The sequence below is a fragment of the Citrobacter sp. Cpo109 genome, from assembly GCF_030332565.1.
Lineage (GTDB): Bacteria > Pseudomonadota > Gammaproteobacteria > Enterobacterales > Enterobacteriaceae > Citrobacter > Citrobacter portucalensis.
The window spans coordinates 143,044-161,848 of sequence record NZ_JAOWHQ010000069.1; the positions used below are offsets into that span (position 1 = coordinate 143,044).

The 18,805-nt window shown below is 52.7% G+C and carries 18 protein-coding genes; 2 read left to right on the forward strand and 16 right to left on the reverse strand.

The annotated features are described in order from the left end of the window. Nucleotides 1–10 precede the first annotated feature (10 nt). From mrdB to OGY71_RS18625, 5 genes are all read right to left on the reverse strand, one after another. A complete protein-coding gene (gene mrdB, locus OGY71_RS18605) occupies nt 11–1,123 on the reverse strand; it encodes a peptidoglycan glycosyltransferase MrdB (RefSeq protein ID WP_003022718.1) in 1,113 nt (370 codons plus the stop codon). A 2-nt stretch (nt 1,124–1,125) separates the two neighbouring features. Then, a complete protein-coding gene (mrdA, locus tag OGY71_RS18610) occupies nt 1,126–3,027 on the reverse strand; it encodes a peptidoglycan DD-transpeptidase MrdA (RefSeq protein WP_003831292.1) in 1,902 nt (633 codons plus the stop codon). 30 nt (nt 3,028–3,057) lie between these two features. Beyond that, a complete protein-coding gene (gene rlmH / locus OGY71_RS18615) occupies nt 3,058–3,525 on the reverse strand; it encodes a 23S rRNA (pseudouridine(1915)-N(3))-methyltransferase RlmH (RefSeq protein ID WP_003022725.1) in 468 nt (155 codons plus the stop codon). 3 nt (nt 3,526–3,528) lie between these two features. Further along, on the reverse strand, nt 3,529–3,846 hold the full coding sequence (gene rsfS, locus OGY71_RS18620) for a ribosome silencing factor (protein WP_003022728.1): 318 nt from the start codon (nt 3,844–3,846) through the stop codon (nt 3,529–3,531). A gap of 254 nt (nt 3,847–4,100) precedes the next feature. After that, complete coding sequence (locus OGY71_RS18625) at nt 4,101–4,712, reverse strand: adenosylcobalamin/alpha-ribazole phosphatase (RefSeq protein WP_063940710.1); 612 nt, start codon at nt 4,710–4,712, stop codon at nt 4,101–4,103. 96 nt (nt 4,713–4,808) lie between these two features. On the opposite strand from OGY71_RS18625, the gene cobD reads away from it, so the two are divergent. After that, nucleotides 4,809–5,903, forward strand: a complete 1,095-nt coding sequence (gene cobD, locus OGY71_RS18630; protein WP_286613536.1) for a threonine-phosphate decarboxylase CobD — start codon at nt 4,809–4,811, stop codon at nt 5,901–5,903. Here the strand turns inward: cobD and nadD are convergent. From nadD to leuS, 4 genes are read right to left on the reverse strand one after another with little or no spacing between them, the layout of a single operon-like run. Continuing rightward, nucleotides 5,878–6,519: a nicotinate-nucleotide adenylyltransferase gene (gene nadD / locus OGY71_RS18635; RefSeq protein WP_191221717.1), complete on the reverse strand. Its 642-nt coding sequence runs from the start codon at nt 6,517–6,519 to the stop codon at nt 5,878–5,880. The genes cobD and nadD overlap by 26 nt on opposite strands. 1 nt (nt 6,520) lies before the next feature. Then, complete coding sequence (gene holA, locus OGY71_RS18640) at nt 6,521–7,552, reverse strand: DNA polymerase III subunit delta (protein WP_149335039.1); 1,032 nt, start codon at nt 7,550–7,552, stop codon at nt 6,521–6,523. Beyond that, nucleotides 7,552–8,151 (reverse strand): LPS assembly lipoprotein LptE, encoded by a 600-nt coding sequence (lptE, locus tag OGY71_RS18645; protein WP_003831304.1) that lies wholly within the window; start codon nt 8,149–8,151, stop codon nt 7,552–7,554. Before lptE ends, holA begins: the two co-directional genes overlap by 1 nt. Before the next feature lie 14 nt (nt 8,152–8,165). Beyond that, nucleotides 8,166–10,748, reverse strand: coding sequence for a leucine--tRNA ligase (gene leuS / locus OGY71_RS18650; RefSeq protein WP_003831305.1), 2,583 nt, complete (start codon nt 10,746–10,748; stop codon nt 8,166–8,168). 235 nt (nt 10,749–10,983) lie between these two features. On the opposite strand from leuS, the gene OGY71_RS18655 reads away from it, so the two are divergent. Then, complete coding sequence (locus OGY71_RS18655) at nt 10,984–11,466, forward strand: zinc ribbon-containing protein (RefSeq protein WP_003022748.1); 483 nt, start codon at nt 10,984–10,986, stop codon at nt 11,464–11,466. A 96-nt stretch (nt 11,467–11,562) separates the two neighbouring features. Here the strand turns inward: OGY71_RS18655 and rihA are convergent, their stop codons facing one another. The 7 genes from rihA to corC form a co-directional block, all read right to left on the reverse strand. Continuing rightward, nucleotides 11,563–12,498: a pyrimidine-specific ribonucleoside hydrolase RihA gene (rihA, locus tag OGY71_RS18660; RefSeq protein WP_267390874.1), complete on the reverse strand. Its 936-nt coding sequence runs from the start codon at nt 12,496–12,498 to the stop codon at nt 11,563–11,565. Nucleotides 12,499–12,614: 116 nt separating this feature from the next. Next, nucleotides 12,615–13,340, reverse strand: coding sequence for a glutamate/aspartate ABC transporter ATP-binding protein GltL (gene gltL, locus OGY71_RS18665; protein WP_003022754.1), 726 nt, complete (start codon nt 13,338–13,340; stop codon nt 12,615–12,617). Then, nucleotides 13,340–14,014, reverse strand: coding sequence for a glutamate/aspartate ABC transporter permease GltK (gltK, locus tag OGY71_RS18670; RefSeq protein ID WP_003831315.1), 675 nt, complete (start codon nt 14,012–14,014; stop codon nt 13,340–13,342). The genes gltL and gltK overlap by 1 nt, the downstream gene beginning before the upstream one ends. Continuing rightward, nucleotides 14,014–14,754 (reverse strand): glutamate/aspartate ABC transporter permease GltJ, encoded by a 741-nt coding sequence (gene gltJ / locus OGY71_RS18675; RefSeq protein ID WP_003831316.1) that lies wholly within the window; start codon nt 14,752–14,754, stop codon nt 14,014–14,016. Before gltJ ends, gltK begins: the two co-directional genes overlap by 1 nt. A 159-nt stretch (nt 14,755–14,913) precedes the next feature. Then, nucleotides 14,914–15,822, reverse strand: coding sequence for a glutamate/aspartate ABC transporter substrate-binding protein GltI (gene gltI, locus OGY71_RS18680; protein ID WP_003831318.1), 909 nt, complete (start codon nt 15,820–15,822; stop codon nt 14,914–14,916). 419 nt (nt 15,823–16,241) lie between these two features. Beyond that, nucleotides 16,242–17,780 carry an apolipoprotein N-acyltransferase gene (gene lnt / locus OGY71_RS18685; RefSeq protein ID WP_063940705.1) on the reverse strand — a complete coding sequence of 513 codons (1,539 nt, stop codon included), beginning with the start codon at nt 17,778–17,780 and terminating at the stop codon, nt 16,242–16,244. A gap of 24 nt (nt 17,781–17,804) precedes the next feature. After that, nucleotides 17,805–18,683 (reverse strand): CNNM family magnesium/cobalt transport protein CorC, encoded by an 879-nt coding sequence (gene corC / locus OGY71_RS18690; RefSeq protein WP_003022770.1) that lies wholly within the window; start codon nt 18,681–18,683, stop codon nt 17,805–17,807. Nucleotides 18,684–18,805: the final 122 nt, after the last annotated feature.

Sequence of the window (18,805 nt, forward strand, 5' to 3'; positions counted from 1 at the left end):
TGCGTACCCCTTACACGCTTTTCGACAACATTTTTCTATGGGTATGGATCGACATAACAATCCCGAACCCAGCCATCAGCACGATAAGTGCCGAGCCTCCGTAACTGACCAGTGGGAGAGGAACGCCAACCACGGGCAGAATACCGCTCACCATACCAATATTTACGAAGACATAAACGAATAATATCAACATTAAACCACCCGCCATAACGCGACCAAAGGTGGTTTGCGCGTGGGCAGCGATCCATAATCCGCGCATAATCAGCAAAATGTACAGCGCCAGCAGAATTAAGATCCCTACCAGACCCAGTTCTTCCGCTAATACCGCGAAGATAAAATCTGTATGACGTTCGGGTAAAAACTCAAGCTGCGACTGCGTACCGTGTAGCCAGCCCTTACCACGTAGACCGCCGGAGCCAATAGCAATTTTAGACTGAATGATGTGATAACCCGCACCCAGCGGATCAGTTTCCGGATCGAGTAACATCATGACACGCTGACGTTGATAATCATGCATCAGGAAGAACCACAGTATCGGGATAAACGCCGCAACCAGGACCACCGCAACACCGATTAAACGCCAGCTCAAACCAGAAAGGAACAGAACAAACAGACCGGAAAGGGCGACCAGAATTGAAGTTCCGAGGTCTGGCTGGGCGGCCACCAGCAGGGTGGGCATAAATATCAGCACTAACGCAATGGCGGTATTTTTTAGCGATGGCGGGCAAACATCACGGTTGATGAAGCGCGCGACCATCAGCGGCACGGCAATCTTGGCGATTTCGGAAGGCTGAAAACGCACAATCCCCAAATCCAGCCAGCGCTGCGCGCCTTTGGAGATAGCGCCGAAGGCATCTACCGCCACCAACAGAATGATGCAAAAGATGTAGAGATAGGGTGCCCAGCCCTCATAAACCCTGGGCGGGATTTGCGCCATCACCACCATGATGACCAGGCCCATCGCGATCTGACCGACCTTGCGCTCCATCATGCCAATATCCTGGCCGCTGGCGCTCCAGATGACCAGCGAGCTGTAAACCAGCAGCGCCAGCAAAATAAGCAACATCGTGGGATCGATGTGGATTTTGTCCCAGAATGTTTTTTTGTTCGGATTATCCGTCACGATTATTGGTCCTCCGCTGCTGCAACCGCGGGGTTTTCTGCAGGCAGATTGGTGTTATTGTCGCCCAACATAATGTGGTCAAGGATCTGGCGCATAATGGTACCCACAGCCGGGCCCGCGCCACCGTTTTCAAGGATTATGGCGACAGCAACCTGGGGCTTATCATAGGGTGCGAAGGCCGTCATCAACTTGTGGTCACGTAAGCGCTCGGCGATCTTATGTGCGTTATAGGTTTCATTGGCTTTCAGGCCAAAGACCTGTGCAGTACCGGATTTCGCCGCAATTTTGTAAGGTGCGCCAGCGAAATATTTGTGTGCAGTACCGTTAGGACGGTTGGCTACACCGTACATGCCGTCTTTTGCGATTTCCCAATAACCGGAATGAATGTCACCAACAGGTGGTTCGTGTGGCTGTATCCACGGCACTTGCTTGCCGTTTTCTGCTGTGCTCATCAGCAGATGCGGGACTTTTACCAAACCGTCGTTGATAAGGATCATCAGCGCTTTACTCATCTGGATAGGGGTTGCCGTCCAGTAACCCTGACCGATGCCGACCGGAATGGTATCACCCTGGTACCATGGCTTTTTAAACCGTTTTTGCTTCCACTCGCGGGTTGGCATGTTTCCGGCGCGCTCTTCGGCAAGATCGATGCCCGTATATTGGCCGTAGCCAAACTTGCTCATCCATTCTGAAAGGCGGTCTATCCCCATATCATAGGCGATTTGATAGAAAAACGTATCCGCCGACTCTTCCAGAGAACGGGTGATGTTCAGATGGCCGTGCCCCCATTTTTTCCAGTCGCGGTAACGTTTTTCAGAGCCCGGTAATTGCCACCAACCCGGATCGAACAGACCAGTATTGCGGGTGATGACGCCCGCACTTAATGCAGAAACCGCGACGTAAGGTTTAACCGTCGAAGCAGGAGGGTAGACACCCTGAGTCGCGCGGTTAACCAATGGGGTATTCGGGTCATTGAGCAACCCGGAGTAATCTTTACTCGAGATACCATCGACAAACAGGTTCGGGTCGTAGCTCGGCATGGACACCAGTGCGAGAACGCCACCGGTACGCGGGTCGGTGACTACCACCGCGGCACGACTGCCCGCCAGCAGCGTTTCAATGTACTGCTGGAGTTTCAGGTCAAGGGTGAGATAGATATCGTGCCCGGCCTGCGGCGCCACTTCTTTCAACTGGCGAATGACGCGGCCACGGTTGTTCACTTCAACTTCTTCATAACCGGTCTGGCCGTGAAGTACGTCTTCATAATAGCGTTCAATACCCAGCTTACCGATGTCGTGCGTTGCCGCGTAGTTGGCCAGCTTGCCGTCTTTGTCCAGGCGGTCCACGTCTTTATCGTTGATCTTCGATACGTAGCCAATGACGTGGGTCAGCGCAGAGCCGTAGGGGTAATAGCGGCGTTTATAGCCTTTAACTTCGACGCCGGGAAAGCGATATTGATTAACGGCGAACCGTGCCACCTGCACTTCACTCAGGTTAGTTTTTACCGGAATGGAGGTGAAGCGGTGTGAACGGGCGCGCTCTTTTTTAAAGGCGGCAATGTCGTCGTCCGTCAGGTCTACGACGTTACGCAGCGCGTCGAGGGTATCCTGAACGTTGTCGACCTTTTCCGGCATCATTTCTATCTGATAAATGGTGCGGTTAAGGGCGAGCGGAATTCCGTTACGGTCATAAATGATGCCGCGACTGGGGGCGATAGGCACCAGTTTGATGCGGTTTTCGTTCGAGCGGGTCTGGTAATCAGTAAAGCGAACGATTTGCAGATTATAAAGGTTGGCGATCAGCACGCCGGTGAGCAGCAAAATCCCCAAAAAAGCGACCAGCGCCCGGCGCACAAACAGCGCGGACTCAGCCGAATAGTCGCGAAAAGAATTCTGTAGTTTCATCCGCTGCTTAATCTACTCAAGAATCAATGATCACTCACGGTGATAAGGATGGTTGGTGGTGATGCTCCACGCCCTGTACAGACTCTCCGCAACCAGAACCCGAACAAGAGGGTGAGGAAGGGTTAACGCAGAGAGTGACCAGCTTTGTTCCGCTGCCGCCTTACAGGCAGGAGAGAGACCTTCCGGCCCGCCAATCAACAGACTGACGTCACGACCGTCCAGTTTCCAGCGTTCCAGTTCAGTCGCCAGTTGCGGCGTGTCCCAGGGTTTACCAGGGATATCAAGGGTGACGATGCGGTTTTTGCCTGCGGCAGCCAGCATCTGCTCACCCTCTTTGTCGAGAATGCGTTTAATATCCGCGTTCTTGCCGCGTTTTCCTGCCGGGATTTCGATCAGCTCAAAGGGCATATCTTTCGGAAACCGACGGAGATACTCCGTAAACCCGGTTTGCACCCAGTCAGGCATCTTCGTACCCACAGCGACAAGTTGCAGCTTCACGCATTAACTCCAGAGTTTTTCCAGTTCATACAGGCGACGGCTTTCTTCCTGCATCACGTGGACAATCACATCACCGAGGTCAACGACGATCCAGTCTGCAACGTTCTCGCCTTCTACGCCGAGCGGCAGCAGGCCAGCTGTGCGGGATTCCTGAACAACGTGGTCTGCGATAGACATTACATGACGGCTGGACGTGCCGGTGCAGATAATCATGCAATCAGTGATGCTGGATTTGCCCTGAACGTCTAAGGCGATGATGTCTTGACCTTTCAGGTCATCAATTTTGTCGATTACAAAATCCTGAAGTGCTTTACCCTGCAAGTGTTCCCCCTGGGTGAAAAGAGTTAAAAACGTCTGTTAGTATACCTGAACCAGAGGCGATATCGGGACAAATGTCTCCGAAAGCGCTTTTGAAGTGCGCTATCATCCCACCCCACGCCGCAGAATGCATCGCCATTTTTGTAAAACAATTTCTGCAAAGCTCTGAAGGGCGGGAAAAGTCAGGTTGCGGAGAATAACAGCCTGTCATGGGGTGTCAATGGGAGAGAAGCCCTTCGGCAGAAAAAACAGTGCGTTCACTCCCCGTCGTGCCATACTGCCCGGCTGTTGAGCACTTTAAGAACCGCAAAATCGTCGCAAAAATCAATTGCGCTCCAGCAACCTTGTTCGACGCGAAAATGCCACATTGCTGCAGCCGGCATGGACAGCAGACGGGCGATCAACACGCTCAGAACACCCTGATGACTCACCACCAGCAGGTTTTGGCTCGTTTTGTAATCAGCGAGCTGAGCAATAAAGCGTTCCACGCGCTGGGAAAACGCCTGAAAACCTTCACCATTGGTTGGCGTCGCATTCTGCCAGTCGTTACACCACACGGCGTAGTTTTCGGCGTCTTCTCGCGCCAGATCGCGATGATGGCGCATTTCCCAGTCACCAAAAAACATCTCATTGAGCTCAGGCATGTTGCGCACAGGAACCTCGCGATCGCCTAAGATCAACTGCGTTGTATGGCGGGCACGTTCCAACTCGCTGCACAGAACGTTGTCGACAGGCACATGGCGTAACAGCGTACCCAGTGTTTGCGCCTGAGCGATACCCCGTCCCGTTAGCGGTGTGGGGGCGTGGCCGCTGTATAAACCAGCGACATTGGCTTCAGTTTCTCCATGACGTACTAACCAGAGTCTCATTTTTTCCTCTTGAGGTTATTCGCACAAAACATGATGTTTGCCCTGATTGCGCAGAGATTTTTCACTAAAATACCTTTTTTTGCGTGGAGCGGCACGATGTCTTTATTGAAGAGCGCGCATGGTGGCAATACCCGAGAAGCCGCCGAACTGTTGGGCATCTCGCCTGAGCAATTGTTGGATTTTAGCGCGAATATTAATCCGCTGGGTATGCCGGCAAGTTTAAAACGCGCGATCGTCGACAACCTGGACTGCGCGGAGCATTACCCGGATGTTGATTACGCTAAACTGCATGCGGCGCTGGCGGAGCATCATCAGATTCCTGCCTCATGGATACTTGCCGGAAACGGCGAGACTGAGTCGATTTTCACTTTGGTGCAAGGTCTTAAACCACGCCATGCGATGATCGTGACGCCCGGGTTTGCTGAATATCGTCGGGCGCTGCAATGGGAAGACTGTACGATCCATGAGTTTGCGCTACGCGAAGACGATGGTTGGCAGCTTACTGATGCAATCATCGATGCGTTAACCTCAGAGCTGGACTGCCTGTTTCTCTGTACGCCCAACAATCCCACTGGCTTGCTGCCAGATAACCGCCTGCTGCGCGAAATAGCCGCGCGTTGTGAGTTGCTTGGGATCAATCTGATCCTTGATGAAGCGTTTATCGATTTTATTGCCGGGGAGCCGGGGTTTATTCCGCTGCTTCGTGATAACCCGCATATTTGGGTGCTGCGCTCTCTCACCAAGTTCTATGCGATACCGGGGCTCCGGTTGGGGTATCTGGTCAACAGTAATGAACAGGCTGTTGCACAGATGCGCCGTCGACAAATGCCGTGGTCAATTAACGCATTTGCTGCACTGGCAGGCGAGATTATTTTACACGACAGCGCATATCAGCAGGCAACGTGGAAGTGGCTGGAGCAAGAGGACGCGAGGTTTGATCGGCAGTTGAAAGAACTGCCCGGCCTGACGGTGTATCCTGGCAGGGCAAATTATCGCTTATTGCGCTGCGAGCGGGCGGGTTTTGATCTGCAACGCGCAATGCTGGAGCAACATGTCTTGATTCGCAGTTGTGCTAATTATCCGGGGCTGGATGCGCGCTATTATCGGGTAGCCGTTCGCAGCCAGGAAGAGAATAACCGCCTGTTGGCGGCTTTACGCAAGGTCCTTAGCGGTACAACCCTTGCTGATTGATATAGTCAAGCACTGCAGCTGGCATCAGGTCGTCGCACGGCTCGCCTTTTTCCAGACGCTCACGGATGAGCGTGGCGGAGATGTTAAACCACGGCGTTTCAGCCAGATAAATTTTCCCGCAAGGCAAGTTGTGCAGGTCATCTGGCGAATGGGTCAGATGATCCTCCAGCCACTGCTGGTGCTTTTCCTGCGCCATTTCGAGCGGATAGCCCGGACGTCGGCAGACAATGAGGTGGGTGTTACCCAGAATCGTGTCGTAGTCATGCCAGGACGGAAAGGTAAGTAGTGAGTCCTGGCCAATAATAAACGCTAACGGTACTTCCGGTCCTTGCTCCTCGCGCCACTCTTTGAGCGTTTGCGCGGTGTAGGAGGCGGTATCGCGTTTCAGTTCGCGTTTATCAAGGGAGAACAGCGGCTTATCGGCAATGGCCAGTTCAACCATGCGCTGACGTTGTTCGCCGGACGCTTCGGGTTGCGCACGATGCGGCGGCACGTTATTGGGCATGATAATGACCCGGGAAAGGCCAATCAGATTCGCCAGAATTTCAACTGGTTTAAGATGACCATAATGCACCGGATCAAAGGTGCCGCCGAACAGAGCCTGCAATGATTTCATATCAACCATCAATAAAAACATCGGCCAGCGATTTATGACAGAGCAAAAGGGAAAGCCCCTCAAGTTCCGCCCACACTGACTGACCATAGTCTTGTTTAAGCGTAATTTCCGTACGCGTTAACAACGTTACCGCCTGACGCAACTGCGCAGGGTTCAGCCGGTTTAGCGCGTCTCCCATCATACCCCGGCGATTTTGCCACACCCGGTGTTTATCAAACAACGTGCGCAAAGGCGTATGGGCTGACTGCCGTTTTAAGTTGACCAACAGCAGTAATTCGCGCTGTATCGTACGTAGCAAAATAACCGGCTCACTGCCTTCCAGACGTAACTGTTGCAGAATGTGCAGCGCGCGTTTGCTTTTGCCCATCAGCAGCGCATCCACCCAATGGAACGGGGTAAAGTGCGCGGCATCGTTAACGGCTTTCTCCACGCGAGGCAGCGTTAGTTTGCCATCAGGCCAAAGCAACGCTAGCCGTTCCAGCGCTTGCGCCAGCGCTAACAGATTACCTTCATAGCAATAGCACAACAGCTGATTGGCTGCGTCATCCAGTTGTAGATTGTTAAGCTTCGCCCTGGCAGCGACCCAACGAGGAAGCTGTGCTTGCTCCGGCGTCTGGCAGCTTACCTGCACCGCATTATTGGCAAGTCCGGTATACCATGCGGCGTTTTCCTGCGCTTTAGTCAGTTTGTTGCCGCGAACAATCAGCAGCAGGTCATCATGTAGCAGTGTGACGAGTGAAGCGAGCTGTTCGTTAATGGCGGCATTGGGGCCATTTTCAGGCAACTGCAAAAGTAGGGTTTGACGGCTGGCAAACAGGCTCATCGCCTGGCAGAGTGAAAAAATCTCTCCCCAGTCGGTGCTATTGTCCAGGGTGAAAGCGTGGTGTTCTTCGAATCCTTGCTTTGCTGCTGCCTGACGGATAGCGTCCTGGCTTTCCTGCAATAAGAGAGGATCGTTACCTAAGAGCAAATACGCCGCGCGCAGCCCTTCATTGAGCTGTGCGCGGAGTTGTTCAGGGTACAACTTGAGCATCAGTTACCCAGCGTGGTGGAAACACGCGCCGGAGATGACGCAGGCTCTGCGGCTTTTGTCGCCGCTGGCTTAGCATCATCATCAGCATTGGATGACAGAGTATCGGCAAGATGTACGCTTGGCAGCTTACGAATTAACTGTTCAGCCGCTTTGTCATACATCTCTTTGATGATCATATCCTGCTCGTTATCTTTCGCCAGTGCAGCCTGTGGGTTGTCAAAGAACGAACGATAAACTTTGGCGCTGATTGGATAAATATCATGACCTGGAATCAGCACAGTAGCACTCACGAACATCACCATCTGGTATTCAGCCGTTTGACCGTTCTGGAATACCGACGCCGTATCTTGCGATATGCTGACCGCGCCCAGACGTAAGGACGTCACATCTTTACGCATTGAGCCGTCCTCTAGCAGCGTAACGCCGTTCAGACGCAGCTGATTACGAACCGCGCGGCTTAATGGGCCGTTTGGATCCCCAGAGTCCAGAATCATGGTTTTCATTGAGGGTGGGACCTGCGTAGTATTACGCAGATGCCATCCACATCCGGCGGTGACAAGCACCGCCAGAGATAACAACAATGTTGTCAGAAGTCGCACGCTTCCTCCCGCGCTTAGCCAACGACCAGATTGAGGAGTTTACCCGGTACATAAATCACTTTACGTACGGTAACGCCATCAAGATATTTTGCCACCAGATGCTCCTGGCCAGCACGTTCACGAACCTGTTCTTCTGTCGCATTTACCGGAACGGTAATTTTGCCACGGACCTTACCGTTCACCTGAACCACAACCAGCGTCGAGTCTTCAACCATTGCGGCTTCGTCCGCCACCGGCCACGGTGCGTTGTCGATATCGCCTTCGCCTTTCAGTGCTTCCCACATCGTGAAACAAACGTGTGGGGTGAACGGGTTCAGCATGCGAACGACGGCCAGTAACGCTTCCTGCATCAGGGCTCTGTCTTGTTCGTCTTCCTGCGGTGCTTTCGCCAGCTTGTTCATCAGCTCCATAATCGCCGCAATTGCGGTGTTAAAGGTCTGACGACGACCGATATCATCGGTAACTTTAGCAATGGTTTTATGTACGTCGCGACGCAGCGCTTTTTGGTCTTCGCTCAACGCATCAACGTTCAGGGCAGCAACATCGCCTTTGGAAGTATGTTCGTAAACCAGCTTCCATACACGTTTCAGGAAGCGGTTCGCCCCTTCAACGCCGGATTCCTGCCATTCCAGCGTCATATCAGCCGGAGAAGCGAACATCATGAACAGACGTACCGTGTCAGCGCCGTAACGTTCAACCATGACCTGCGGGTCGATACCGTTATTTTTCGACTTGGACATTTTGCTCATGCCGGTATAGACCAGTTCATGGCCTTCTGCGTCCTGAGCTTTGACGATACGACCTTTTTCGTCGCGCTCAACGATGGCATCAACCGGAGAAACCCAGTTACGCTCGCCGTTTGCACCAACGTAATAGAACGCATCAGCCAGCACCATACCCTGGCACAGCAGCTGTTTGGCCGGTTCGTCAGAGTTGACCATGCCCGCATCGCGCATCAGCTTGTGGAAGAAGCGGAAGTAGAGCAGGTGCATGATGGCGTGTTCAATACCACCAATGTAGATATCAACCGGCAGCCAGTAGTTTGCGGCTTCTGGATCCAGCATCCCTTCGTTGTACTGCGGGCAGGTATAGCGCGCGTAGTACCAGGAGGATTCCATAAAGGTATCGAAGGTGTCGGTTTCGCGCAGCGCAGGCATGCCGTTAACGGTGGTTTTTGCCCACTCCGGATCGGCTTTTATTGGGCTGGTGATGCCGTCCATAACCACGTCTTCCGGCAGAATAACCGGCAACTGATCTTCTGGCGTCGGCAGTACGGTACCGTCTTCCAGCGTCACCATCGGAATTGGCGCCCCCCAGTAACGCTGACGGGAAACACCCCAGTCACGCAGACGGTAGTTCACTTTACGTTCACCCACGCCTTTCGCTACCAGCTTGTCAGCAATGGCGTTGAAGGCAGCTTCGAAGCCGAGGCCGTCAAACTCACCGGAGTTAAACAGCACGCCTTTTTCGGTCAGAGCTTGTTCGGACAGATCCGGCTCTGCGCCTTCAGCGGTCAGAATTACTGGCTTGATGGTCAGGCCATATTTTGTCGCAAACTCGTAATCGCGCTGATCGTGGCCCGGAACGGCCATGACTGCGCCCGTACCGTATTCCATCAGGACGAAGTTTGCCGCCCAAACGGGGATTTCTTCGCCAGTCAGCGGGTGAACGGCTTTAAAGCCCGTGTCGACGCCTTTCTTCTCCATGGTTGCCATTTCGGCTTCAGCAACCTTGGTGTTGCGGCATTCGTCAATGAAGGCGGCCAGTTCTGGATTATTTGCAGCAGCTTTCTGCGCCAGCGGGTGACCTGCGGCAACGGCCAGATAGGTCGCACCCATAAAGGTGTCCGGGCGGGTGGTGTAAACGGTTAGCGTGTTGTCGTAACCGTTCACATCGAAGGTGATTTCCACGCCTTCAGAACGGCCAATCCAGTTGCGCTGCATCGTTTTCACGGTGTCAGGCCAGTGATCCAGGTTATCCAGGTCACGCAGCAGTTCGTCAGCGTAAGCGGTGATTTTGATGAACCACTGTGGGATCTCTTTACGCTCGACTTTGGTATCGCAACGCCAGCAGCAGCCGTCGATAACCTGTTCGTTCGCCAGTACGGTCTGGTCGTTCGGGCACCAGTTGACCGCAGACGTTTTCTTATACACCAGGCCTTTTTTGTACAGCTCGGTGAAAAATTTCTGTTCCCAACGGTAGTATTCTGGGGTGCAGGTCGCCAGCTCACGGCTCCAGTCGTAACCGAAACCCAGCATTTTGAGCTGGTTTTTCATGTATGCGATGTTGTCGTACGTCCATGGTGCTGGCGCGGTATTGTTTTTAACCGCAGCGCCTTCTGCAGGCAGACCGAACGCATCCCAGCCAATTGGCTGCAGTACGTTTTTGCCCAACATGCGCTGGTAGCGGGCGATCACGTCACCGATGGTGTAGTTACGTACGTGGCCCATGTGTAGTCGACCAGAAGGATAGGGAAGCATAGACAGGCAGTAATACTTCTCTTTGCTCTCGTCTTCGGTAACTTCAAATGTGCGCTTCTCATCCCAGTGAAGCTGTACTTTGGATTCTATCTCTTCCGGGCGGTATTGCTCTTGCATGGCAGCCAGTGGTCCTGTTTTCAATACAGCTACAAACGTAGCTCTAGATGTGGTGTTTCAGATCCGCATAGCATAGCCCAAACGCCCGCGCCAAAACAGCCTTTCGCGCATTCAGCGTTGAATTCCCGCAAGGATAATTCTTGCACGAATTTACACACTCTGTGGACAGTCTTGCAAAGCGTAGCGTAAATAACGTCTATTATTATAGACAGTTAACGACCCAGGAGGCGAAGCGATGAACAAGGTTGCTCAATATTACCGTGAACTGGTGGCTTCACTGAGCGAACGTCTGCGTAATGGCGAACGCGATATTGATGCGTTGGTGGAGCAAGCGCGTCAACGAGTTATGCAGACCGGGGAGTTAACGCGAACCGAGGTGGAAGAGCTCACCCGGGCCGTCAGACGTGACCTGGAAGAGTTTGCTCTGAGCTATGAAGAAAGTCTCGATGAGGAGACAGACAGCGTCTTTATGCGGGTTATCAAGGAGAGTATCTGGCAGGAACTGGCCGATATTACCGATAAAACGCAGCTCGAATGGCGAGAAGTGTTCCAGGATCTCAGTCATCACGGGGTTTATCACAGCGGTGAGGTGGTCGGATTAGGTAATCTGGTCTGCGAGAAGTGCCACTTCCATTTAGCGGTTTACACCCCGGATGTGCTGCCGCTGTGTCCAAAATGCGGACACGATCAGTTCCAGCGCCGACCGTTTGAGCCGTGATCGCTTTTTGCCGGATGGCGACGCAAAGCGTCTTATCCGGCCTACAAATTGCACGATTTTGTAGGCCGGATAAGCGTTAGCGCCATCCGGCGTGTATTAGGCGTAAAACTTCAGCCGTTCTGCCAGCAAATCGACAAACCCTTGACGATCAACGTCTATTATTACGGTGGCGTTTGGCTTCCTGCCGCTCAGGAAATAGTAATCCACCACGGTCATTCCCTGGGTATATTTACCCTGAGTTTCCACGCCGACCCAGCGTTCAACGGTGGTAAACAGTTCAGGTTTCAGCAGCCAGGCAATGGTGCATGGATCATGCAGTGGTGCGCCGATGAATCCCCATTTTTCATCTTTGTGATATTCAAAGAAGAAGTCGAGTAGCTCAGCCACGATCGTCGAAATAGGATTGCCGATAGCGCGGAATCGTTCGGTATCTTCCCGATGTATTTGCGCTTTATGCGTGACGTCAAGCCCTGCCATTACCACCGGAATACCCGACTGGAATACGATTTCGGCGGCTTCGGGATCCACGAAGATGTTGAACTCGGCTGCGGGCGTCCAGTTTCCGAGGCCCATCGCACCACCCATAATTACGATACGGGCGATTTTGGCGTGCAGCTCAGGATGGCTATTCAGAAGCAATGCTACGTTAGTTTGCGGCCCGGTGGAGACAATGGTCATCGGTTCCGGGCTTTCACGCAGGGTTTTCGCCATCAGTTCCACGGCGGTACAGTCTTGTGGCGCAAAAGCGGGTTCCGGCAGCGCAGGGCCATCCAGCCCACTCTCGCCGTGAACGTTATCGGCGATAATCAGATCGCGCATTAGTGGTTTCACTGCGCCACCAGCCACTGGGATATCCGTACGGTTGAGCAACGTTAACATGCGCAACACGTTACGCAGCGTTTTGTCAGGTGTCTGGTTACCGGCTGATGAGGTTATCGCTTTCACATCCAGTTCTGGTGAGGCGAGGGCGAGCACAATTGCGATAGCGTCGTCATGACCCGGATCGCAATCAAACAGGATAGGAAGTGCCATTGTTGCTCCTTGTAAGTGGGACTTTGTGACAAGGTTAACGCTGGGCTGTATGTGTTTCGAGAGGCGAAGAGATAAAGCGTGAGGTGGCGCGCACATGGAGGTGCGCGCCAGCAAGATTAGTGCAGTATTTTCGCGAGGAAGTCTTTGGCGCGGTCCGATTTCGGATTAGCGAAGAACTCTTCTTTCGGTGAGTCTTCAACAATTTTCCCTTCATCCATGAAGATCACCCGGTTCGCCACTTTACGCGCAAAGCCCATTTCGTGGGTTACCACCATCATGGTCATCCCTTCATTGGCCAGTTCAACCATAACGTCCAGTACTTCGTTGATCATTTCAGGATCAAGCGCCGACGTCGGCTCGTCAAACAGCATGGCGATAGGATCCATGCACAGCGCCCGGGCGATAGCGACACGCTGTTGCTGGCCCCCTGAGAGCTGAGCTGGAAACTTTTCGGCATGTGCTGACAGACCAACGCGTTCCAGTAACTTTTGCGCTTTGTCGCGGGCCGGCTTTTTATCGCGCTTGAGCACTTTTACCTGCGCCAGAGTCAGGTTCTCAATGATCGACAGGTGAGGGAACAGTTCAAAGTGCTGGAACACCATACCAACGCGAGAGCGCAGTTTGGCCAGATCGGTTTTTTTATCATTCACCACGGTACCATCAACGGTGATGACGCCCTGTTGTACCGGCTCCAGCCCGTTCACCGTTTTGATAAGCGTTGATTTACCTGAGCCTGACGGGCCGCAGACCACCACCACTTCCCCTTTTTTCACTTCCGTGGAGCAGTCGGTCAGCACCTGAAAGTGACCATACCATTTAGAAACATTTTTCAGGGTAATCATTAAACTGTCCTTTTCTTCAAATAGCTGACCAACAACGATGCGCTCAGACTGAATACAAAATAAACGGCGCCAGCAAACAGGATCATTTCAACCTGTGTGCCGTCACGCTCGCCAATGGTAGAGGCGGTACGGAAGAAGTCTGCCAGACTTAATACATAGACCAGCGAGGTATCCTGGAAGAGTACGATGCCCTGGGTTAGCAGCAGCGGTACCATCGCGCGGAATGCCTGCGGCAGAATAATGAGCTTCATCGACTGCCAGTGGGTCATCCCCAGAGCCAGCGCGGCGCTGGATTGCCCACGAGAAATACTCTGGATACCGGCACGGATAATCTCGGAATAGTACGCGGCTTCAAACATCGAAAACGCGACCATTGCTGAGATCAGGCGAATATCGGTTTTTGGCGACAGACCCAGTACGTTTTGCAGGAAGCCGGGCACAATCAGGTAGAACCACAGCAGCACCATGACCAGCGGAATAGAACGAAATACGTTGACGTAGCCTTTCGCAAACCAGGCAATCGGCGCGAAGCTGGACAGACGCATTACTGCAAGGATGGTTCCCCAGACAATACCAATGACTACCGCCGTAACGGTGATTTTCAGCGTGATGATTAACCCATCCAGCAGATACGGCAGGGAAGGGATGATAGAACTCCAGTCAAATTCGTACATTATTTGCCTCCCAAATTGCCAGGCAGGCGGATTTTACGTTCAACGAGATTCATCACCAGCATGATGACGGCGTTAATCAGGACGTAAGCCAGAGTGATAGCGGTAAACGATTCCCATGCGTGGGCGGAGTAATCCAGCAGTTTGCCCGCCTGTGCCGCCATATCGACCAGGCCGATGGTGGAGGCGATAGCGGAGTTCTTCACCAGGTTCATCATCTCTGAGGTCATTGGCGGAACAATCACGCGGTAGGCGTTTGGCAACAGAACATAGCGGTAGGCCTGCGGCAACGTTAGCCCCATCGCCAGTGCGGCGTTTTTCTGCCCACGAGGCAGAGACTGAATTGCGGCGCGAACCTGTTCGCAGACGCGCGCGGCGGTAAACAGCCCCAGACAAAGCATCGATGAGAGGAAGAACTGGATGTTGGGATCCAACTCAGCCTTGAACCACATCCCAATGTTTTCCGGCAGCAGTTCCGGAATAACCAGATACCAGGTAAAAAACTGGACGATGAGCGGAACGTTACGAAACAGCTCAACGTACAGTGTGCCGATCCCAGAAAGGAAACGATTTGGAACGGTACGTAAGATGCCGAATAAAGAGCCTATGAGGAAAGCGATAATCCAGGCGGTGATGGATAACGCGACAGTGACCTGGAAACCACTCCAGAGCCAGCCGAGATAGGTGGTGTTGCCGAACGGGGCTTGTTGTAAAAAAATACCCCAGTTCCAGTCTATAGACATAAATCTACTCCAGAAAAAAAAGGGTAGCAGCGCTACCCTCGAAGATTGTTATTCGGCGTTTTGCGGTTTTCAGGCCTGATGGGGAACGACCATCAGGCTTATAGTCTGTCCGTGCCGAGTAACAATCGAGAGGGAGGGGAAGCCTCCCATTTATTTTAGTTAGTTAAGCGCTTTATCATTTGGTTCTTTGAACAGAGCTTTCATCTCGTCTGACAGTTCGAAATTCATGTTCAGGTTCTTCGGTGGAATTGGATTTTTAAACCACTTATCAAACCATTTCTCAGCTTCGCCTGAGGTTTGTGCCTTGGCGATAGTGTCGTCCATCAGCTTTTTGAACTCAGGATCATCTTTGCGCAACATACAGCCGTAGGCTTCCTGAGACTGTGGCTTGCCGACGATCTCCCAGTTGTCTGGTTTCTTCGCTTTCGCGCGCTCGCCAGCCAGCAGGGCGTCATCCATCATAAAGGCAACGGCGCGACCGCTTTCCAGAGTACGGAAAGAGTCACCGTGGTCTTTCGCGCTGATGATGCGCATATCCATTTTTTGTTCTTCATTCAGCTTGTGCAGCAGAACTTCGGAGGTGGTACCCGAAGTCACGACTACGGCTTTACCTTTCAGATCGGCGAAATCTTTGACGTCGCCGCCTTTTTTCGCCAGCAGACGGGTGCCGACAACGAAAATGGTGTCAGAGAAAGCCGCTTGTTTTTGGCGCTCGACGTTGTTGGTGGTGGATCCACATTCAAAATCGAAGGTGCCGTTTTGCAGCAGCGGGATACGGTTTTGAGAAGTAATCGGGATCAGTTTCACCTGCAGATCAGGCTTGTTCAGCTTTTTCTTCACGGCGTCAACGATCGCGTTGGAGTAATCCTGTGAATAACCGACCACTTTTTGCTGATTATCGTAGTAAGAAAACGGTACTGATGATTCACGGTGGCCGACAACGATCACGCCATTTTTGGCGATCTTATCCAGCGTGCTGCCTGCCGCTGGTGCTGCGTCTTCTGCGTGCGCCAGACCGGCGGACATTCCCATGACCAGCATGGCAGTGGCGAGCTTACGTAATTGCATATCCAACTCCTTTATCGTCTGCGCCAGGGACGCATTGATACTCATTGTGATGTTGTTATTGTTTGCTACTAAAACGTGCAGTCTTGTATGTGTTTGTTAACATTTAGTTTGGATGAATGTAAAGAATTTGCTGTATTATTGTTTATTTTTGCGAAGTGCGCCGCACCATTTGGGGGCAAAAATATCTTGTTGCACTTTTCAGGTGCTACCGGCGCTCAACTTTGGTGCGACCAGGTTGCACATTCAGCCAAAACAGCGTTTGCCTTGTAGAACAAAGCAATAGACGTGCCAGAATGGGCATTGGAAGAGAGGAAGGGGGGAGTAGGCCTGATAAGCGTAGCGCCATCAGGCACGATGCGGCACAACTGCCGGATGGCGGCGTACCGCCTTATCCGGCCTACATTTGATGGGGTACTGGTTTATTTACGACGTTGGCGCAGACTCATTACCACTGCGCCAAAGCCAAACAGCGCGGTTAGCAGCCAGAGCGGCCAGTTTCCGGTACGGGCATAAGGGGTTAAGCCCGTCGTTGGCGTCACGCTGGTGGTCAGCACCTGGCGGGTAAACTGCGGGATCATCGCCTGCACTTCGCCCTGCGGACCAATCACCGCCGTAATACCGTTGTTGGTGCTACGCAGCAGAGGTCGCGCCAGCTCCAGGGAACGCATACGCGCCATCTGGAAGTGCTGCCACGGGCCAATAGATTTACCAAACCATGCATCGTTGGAGATAGTCAGCAGGTAGTCCGTATCCGGGCGGAAGTTATCCCGTACCTGTTCGCCAAGAATGATTTCGTAGCAGATGGCAGCGGTCAGCTTAAACCCGTGTGCATGCAACTGTGGCTGTACATAAGGACCGCGGCTGAACGAAGACATTGGCAGGTCAAAGAATGGCGCTAGCGGGCGCAGGATAGATTCCAGCGGGACAAACTCGCCAAACGGTACCAGATGGTTTTTGTTGTAGCGGTTGCTGGAGTCGTAGCTGTATGGGCTGTCTTTACCCAGTGTGATGATGGTGTTGTAAGTGTCGTAACGATTCTGCTTGTTCAGACGCGCGTCTACAATACCGGTAATCAGCGTGCTGTTTTTCGATTTCAGCAGGTCATCCATCATACTCAGAAAACGCTGCTGGTTAATTTCCAGGTCAGGAATAGCGGATTCTGGCCAGATGATGAGCTGTGATTTGCCCATCTCAGGCTGGGTGGCGTCGAGATAAATCTTCAGGGTGTTGAGTAACTGGCCTTCATCCCATTTGAGCGACTGCGGGATGTCACCCTGCACCATCGAGACCTGGGTGGTTTTTTCCGGCTCCAGCGTGTACCACTGAATATAACGTAGCGGAAAGGGCAGAGCGAAAAGAACTGCGGCGGCAGCCAGCGGCTTCCAGTTACGCGTTACCAGCGCAAGTGCCAGCAGGCCACTAACCATCATCAGCAGGAAGTTAATCGCCTCAACGCCCATTACCGGCGCCAGCCCTTTTAACGGACCGTCGATCTGGCTGTAGCCGAACTGCAGCCACGGAAAACCGGTCAGTACCCAGCCGCGTAGAAATTCAGTGATTTGCCAGACTACCGGCGCGGCAATCGCTACGCGTGTCCAGGTAGTTTTCGGCCACAGACGCGCCAAAACGCCGGCAAACAGGCCGGTGTAGAGGGAAAGGTAAGCAGCAAGCAGAACCACGAGGAAGACGTTAACGGGGCCCGGCATACCGCCAAACTGCGCGATACTGACGTAAACCCAGTTGATGCCTGAGCCAAACAGTCCCAGTCCCCAGAAGTAGCCGATAGCGGCAGACTGGAGCGGACGACGGTTGAAGGTGAGAGCCTGCAGACCCATCAGCGAAACAATCGCAGCGGGCCAGATGTCATACGGTGAGAAAGCCAGTGTCCCGCAGGCACCGAATAATAACGCCAGCAGCAGGCGAATGCGCTGGCGTTCAATTAATGGGGCAAATGCCATGTAGTCTTAGATCCAGTTTCGGGTTTATTCGTCCAGTTTGGGCTGGGGTGAGTCGTCCGGAATTCTGACATGAACCTGAATAATACGACGGCTATCGGCCATTGCCACTTTGAACTGGTAACCATCAATGTCGATGGTCTCTCCACGCGCGGGCAGATGACCGAAGGCCTGCATGACCAACCCGCCAATGGTATCCACTTCTTCATCGCTGAAATGCGTGCCGAAAGCTTCGTTGAAGTCTTCAATCGGCGCCAGCGCACGAATAGTCCAGGTGTGGCGACTGAGCTGACGGAAATCAATATCGTCTTCTTCGTCGTACTCGTCTTCAATTTCACCGACAATCAGTTCAAGGATGTCCTCAATGGTCACCAGACCTGAGACACCGCCAAACTCGTCGATGACGATAGCCATATGATAACGCTGGGAGCGGAACTCTTTCAGCATGCGGTCAACCCGCTTGCTTTCAGGGACGACAACCGCCTGGCGTAACACTTTCTCCATGCTGAAGGCTTCGGCATCGCTACGCATAAACGGCAGCAGATCTTTGGCCATCAGAATCCCTTCAATGTGATCCTTGTCTTCGCTAATTACCGGGAAACGCGAGTGGGCAGACTCGATAATGACATCAAGGCATTCGTCCAGAGTTTGGTTGCGTTTCAGGGTAATCATCTGGGAGCGAGGGATCATGATGTCGCGAACACGTTGGTCCGCAATATCCATTACCCCTTCGAGCATATCGCGCGTATCTTCATCGATAAGGTCGTTTTGCCCGGAATCACGGATCAGCTCCAACAGTTCGTCGCGGTTTTTCGGTTCACCGTGGAAAAGTTGGCTCAGTAACAGGGAAAAAAATCCCTTTTTGCTGTTTAAGGTGTCACTACTGTGTGAATTGTCGTCGCTCATGGCGTCGTATGGGTTCTCATGTTAGTTAATACAAAGCGCGTCATGCGTTTACTCAGCTGTTGACGGCATATCTCTTCATTGTACTTCAAACCAGGTAGGCCTTATCAGGCCTACAAGATGTC

Coding starts and splice junctions, on each gene's coding strand:
- mrdA (WP_003831292.1), bottom strand. CDS start 3,027: ATGAAACTACAGAATTCTTTTCGCGACTATTCGGCTGAGTCCGCGCTG.
- OGY71_RS18625 (WP_063940710.1), bottom strand. CDS start 4,712: ATGAGACTCTGGTTAGTACGTCATGGAGAAACTGAAGCCAATGTCGCT.
- cobD (WP_286613536.1), top strand. CDS start 4,809: ATGTCTTTATTGAAGAGCGCGCATGGTGGCAATACCCGAGAAGCCGCC.
- nadD (WP_191221717.1), bottom strand. CDS start 6,519: ATGAAATCATTGCAGGCTCTGTTCGGCGGCACCTTTGATCCGGTGCAT.
- holA (WP_149335039.1), bottom strand. CDS start 7,552: ATGCTCAAGTTGTACCCTGAACAACTCCGCGCACAGCTCAATGAAGGG.
- leuS (WP_003831305.1), bottom strand. CDS start 10,748: ATGCAAGAGCAATACCGCCCGGAAGAGATAGAATCCAAAGTACAGCTT.
- OGY71_RS18655 (WP_003022748.1), top strand. CDS start 10,984: ATGAACAAGGTTGCTCAATATTACCGTGAACTGGTGGCTTCACTGAGC.
- rihA (WP_267390874.1), bottom strand. CDS start 12,498: ATGGCACTTCCTATCCTGTTTGATTGCGATCCGGGTCATGACGACGCT.
- gltL (WP_003022754.1), bottom strand. CDS start 13,340: ATGATTACCCTGAAAAATGTTTCTAAATGGTATGGTCACTTTCAGGTG.
- gltK (WP_003831315.1), bottom strand. CDS start 14,014: ATGTACGAATTTGACTGGAGTTCTATCATCCCTTCCCTGCCGTATCTG.
- gltJ (WP_003831316.1), bottom strand. CDS start 14,754: ATGTCTATAGACTGGAACTGGGGTATTTTTTTACAACAAGCCCCGTTC.
- gltI (WP_003831318.1), bottom strand. CDS start 15,822: ATGCAATTACGTAAGCTCGCCACTGCCATGCTGGTCATGGGAATGTCC.
- lnt (WP_063940705.1), bottom strand. CDS start 17,780: ATGGCATTTGCCCCATTAATTGAACGCCAGCGCATTCGCCTGCTGCTG.
- corC (WP_003022770.1), bottom strand. CDS start 18,683: ATGAGCGACGACAATTCACACAGTAGTGACACCTTAAACAGCAAAAAG.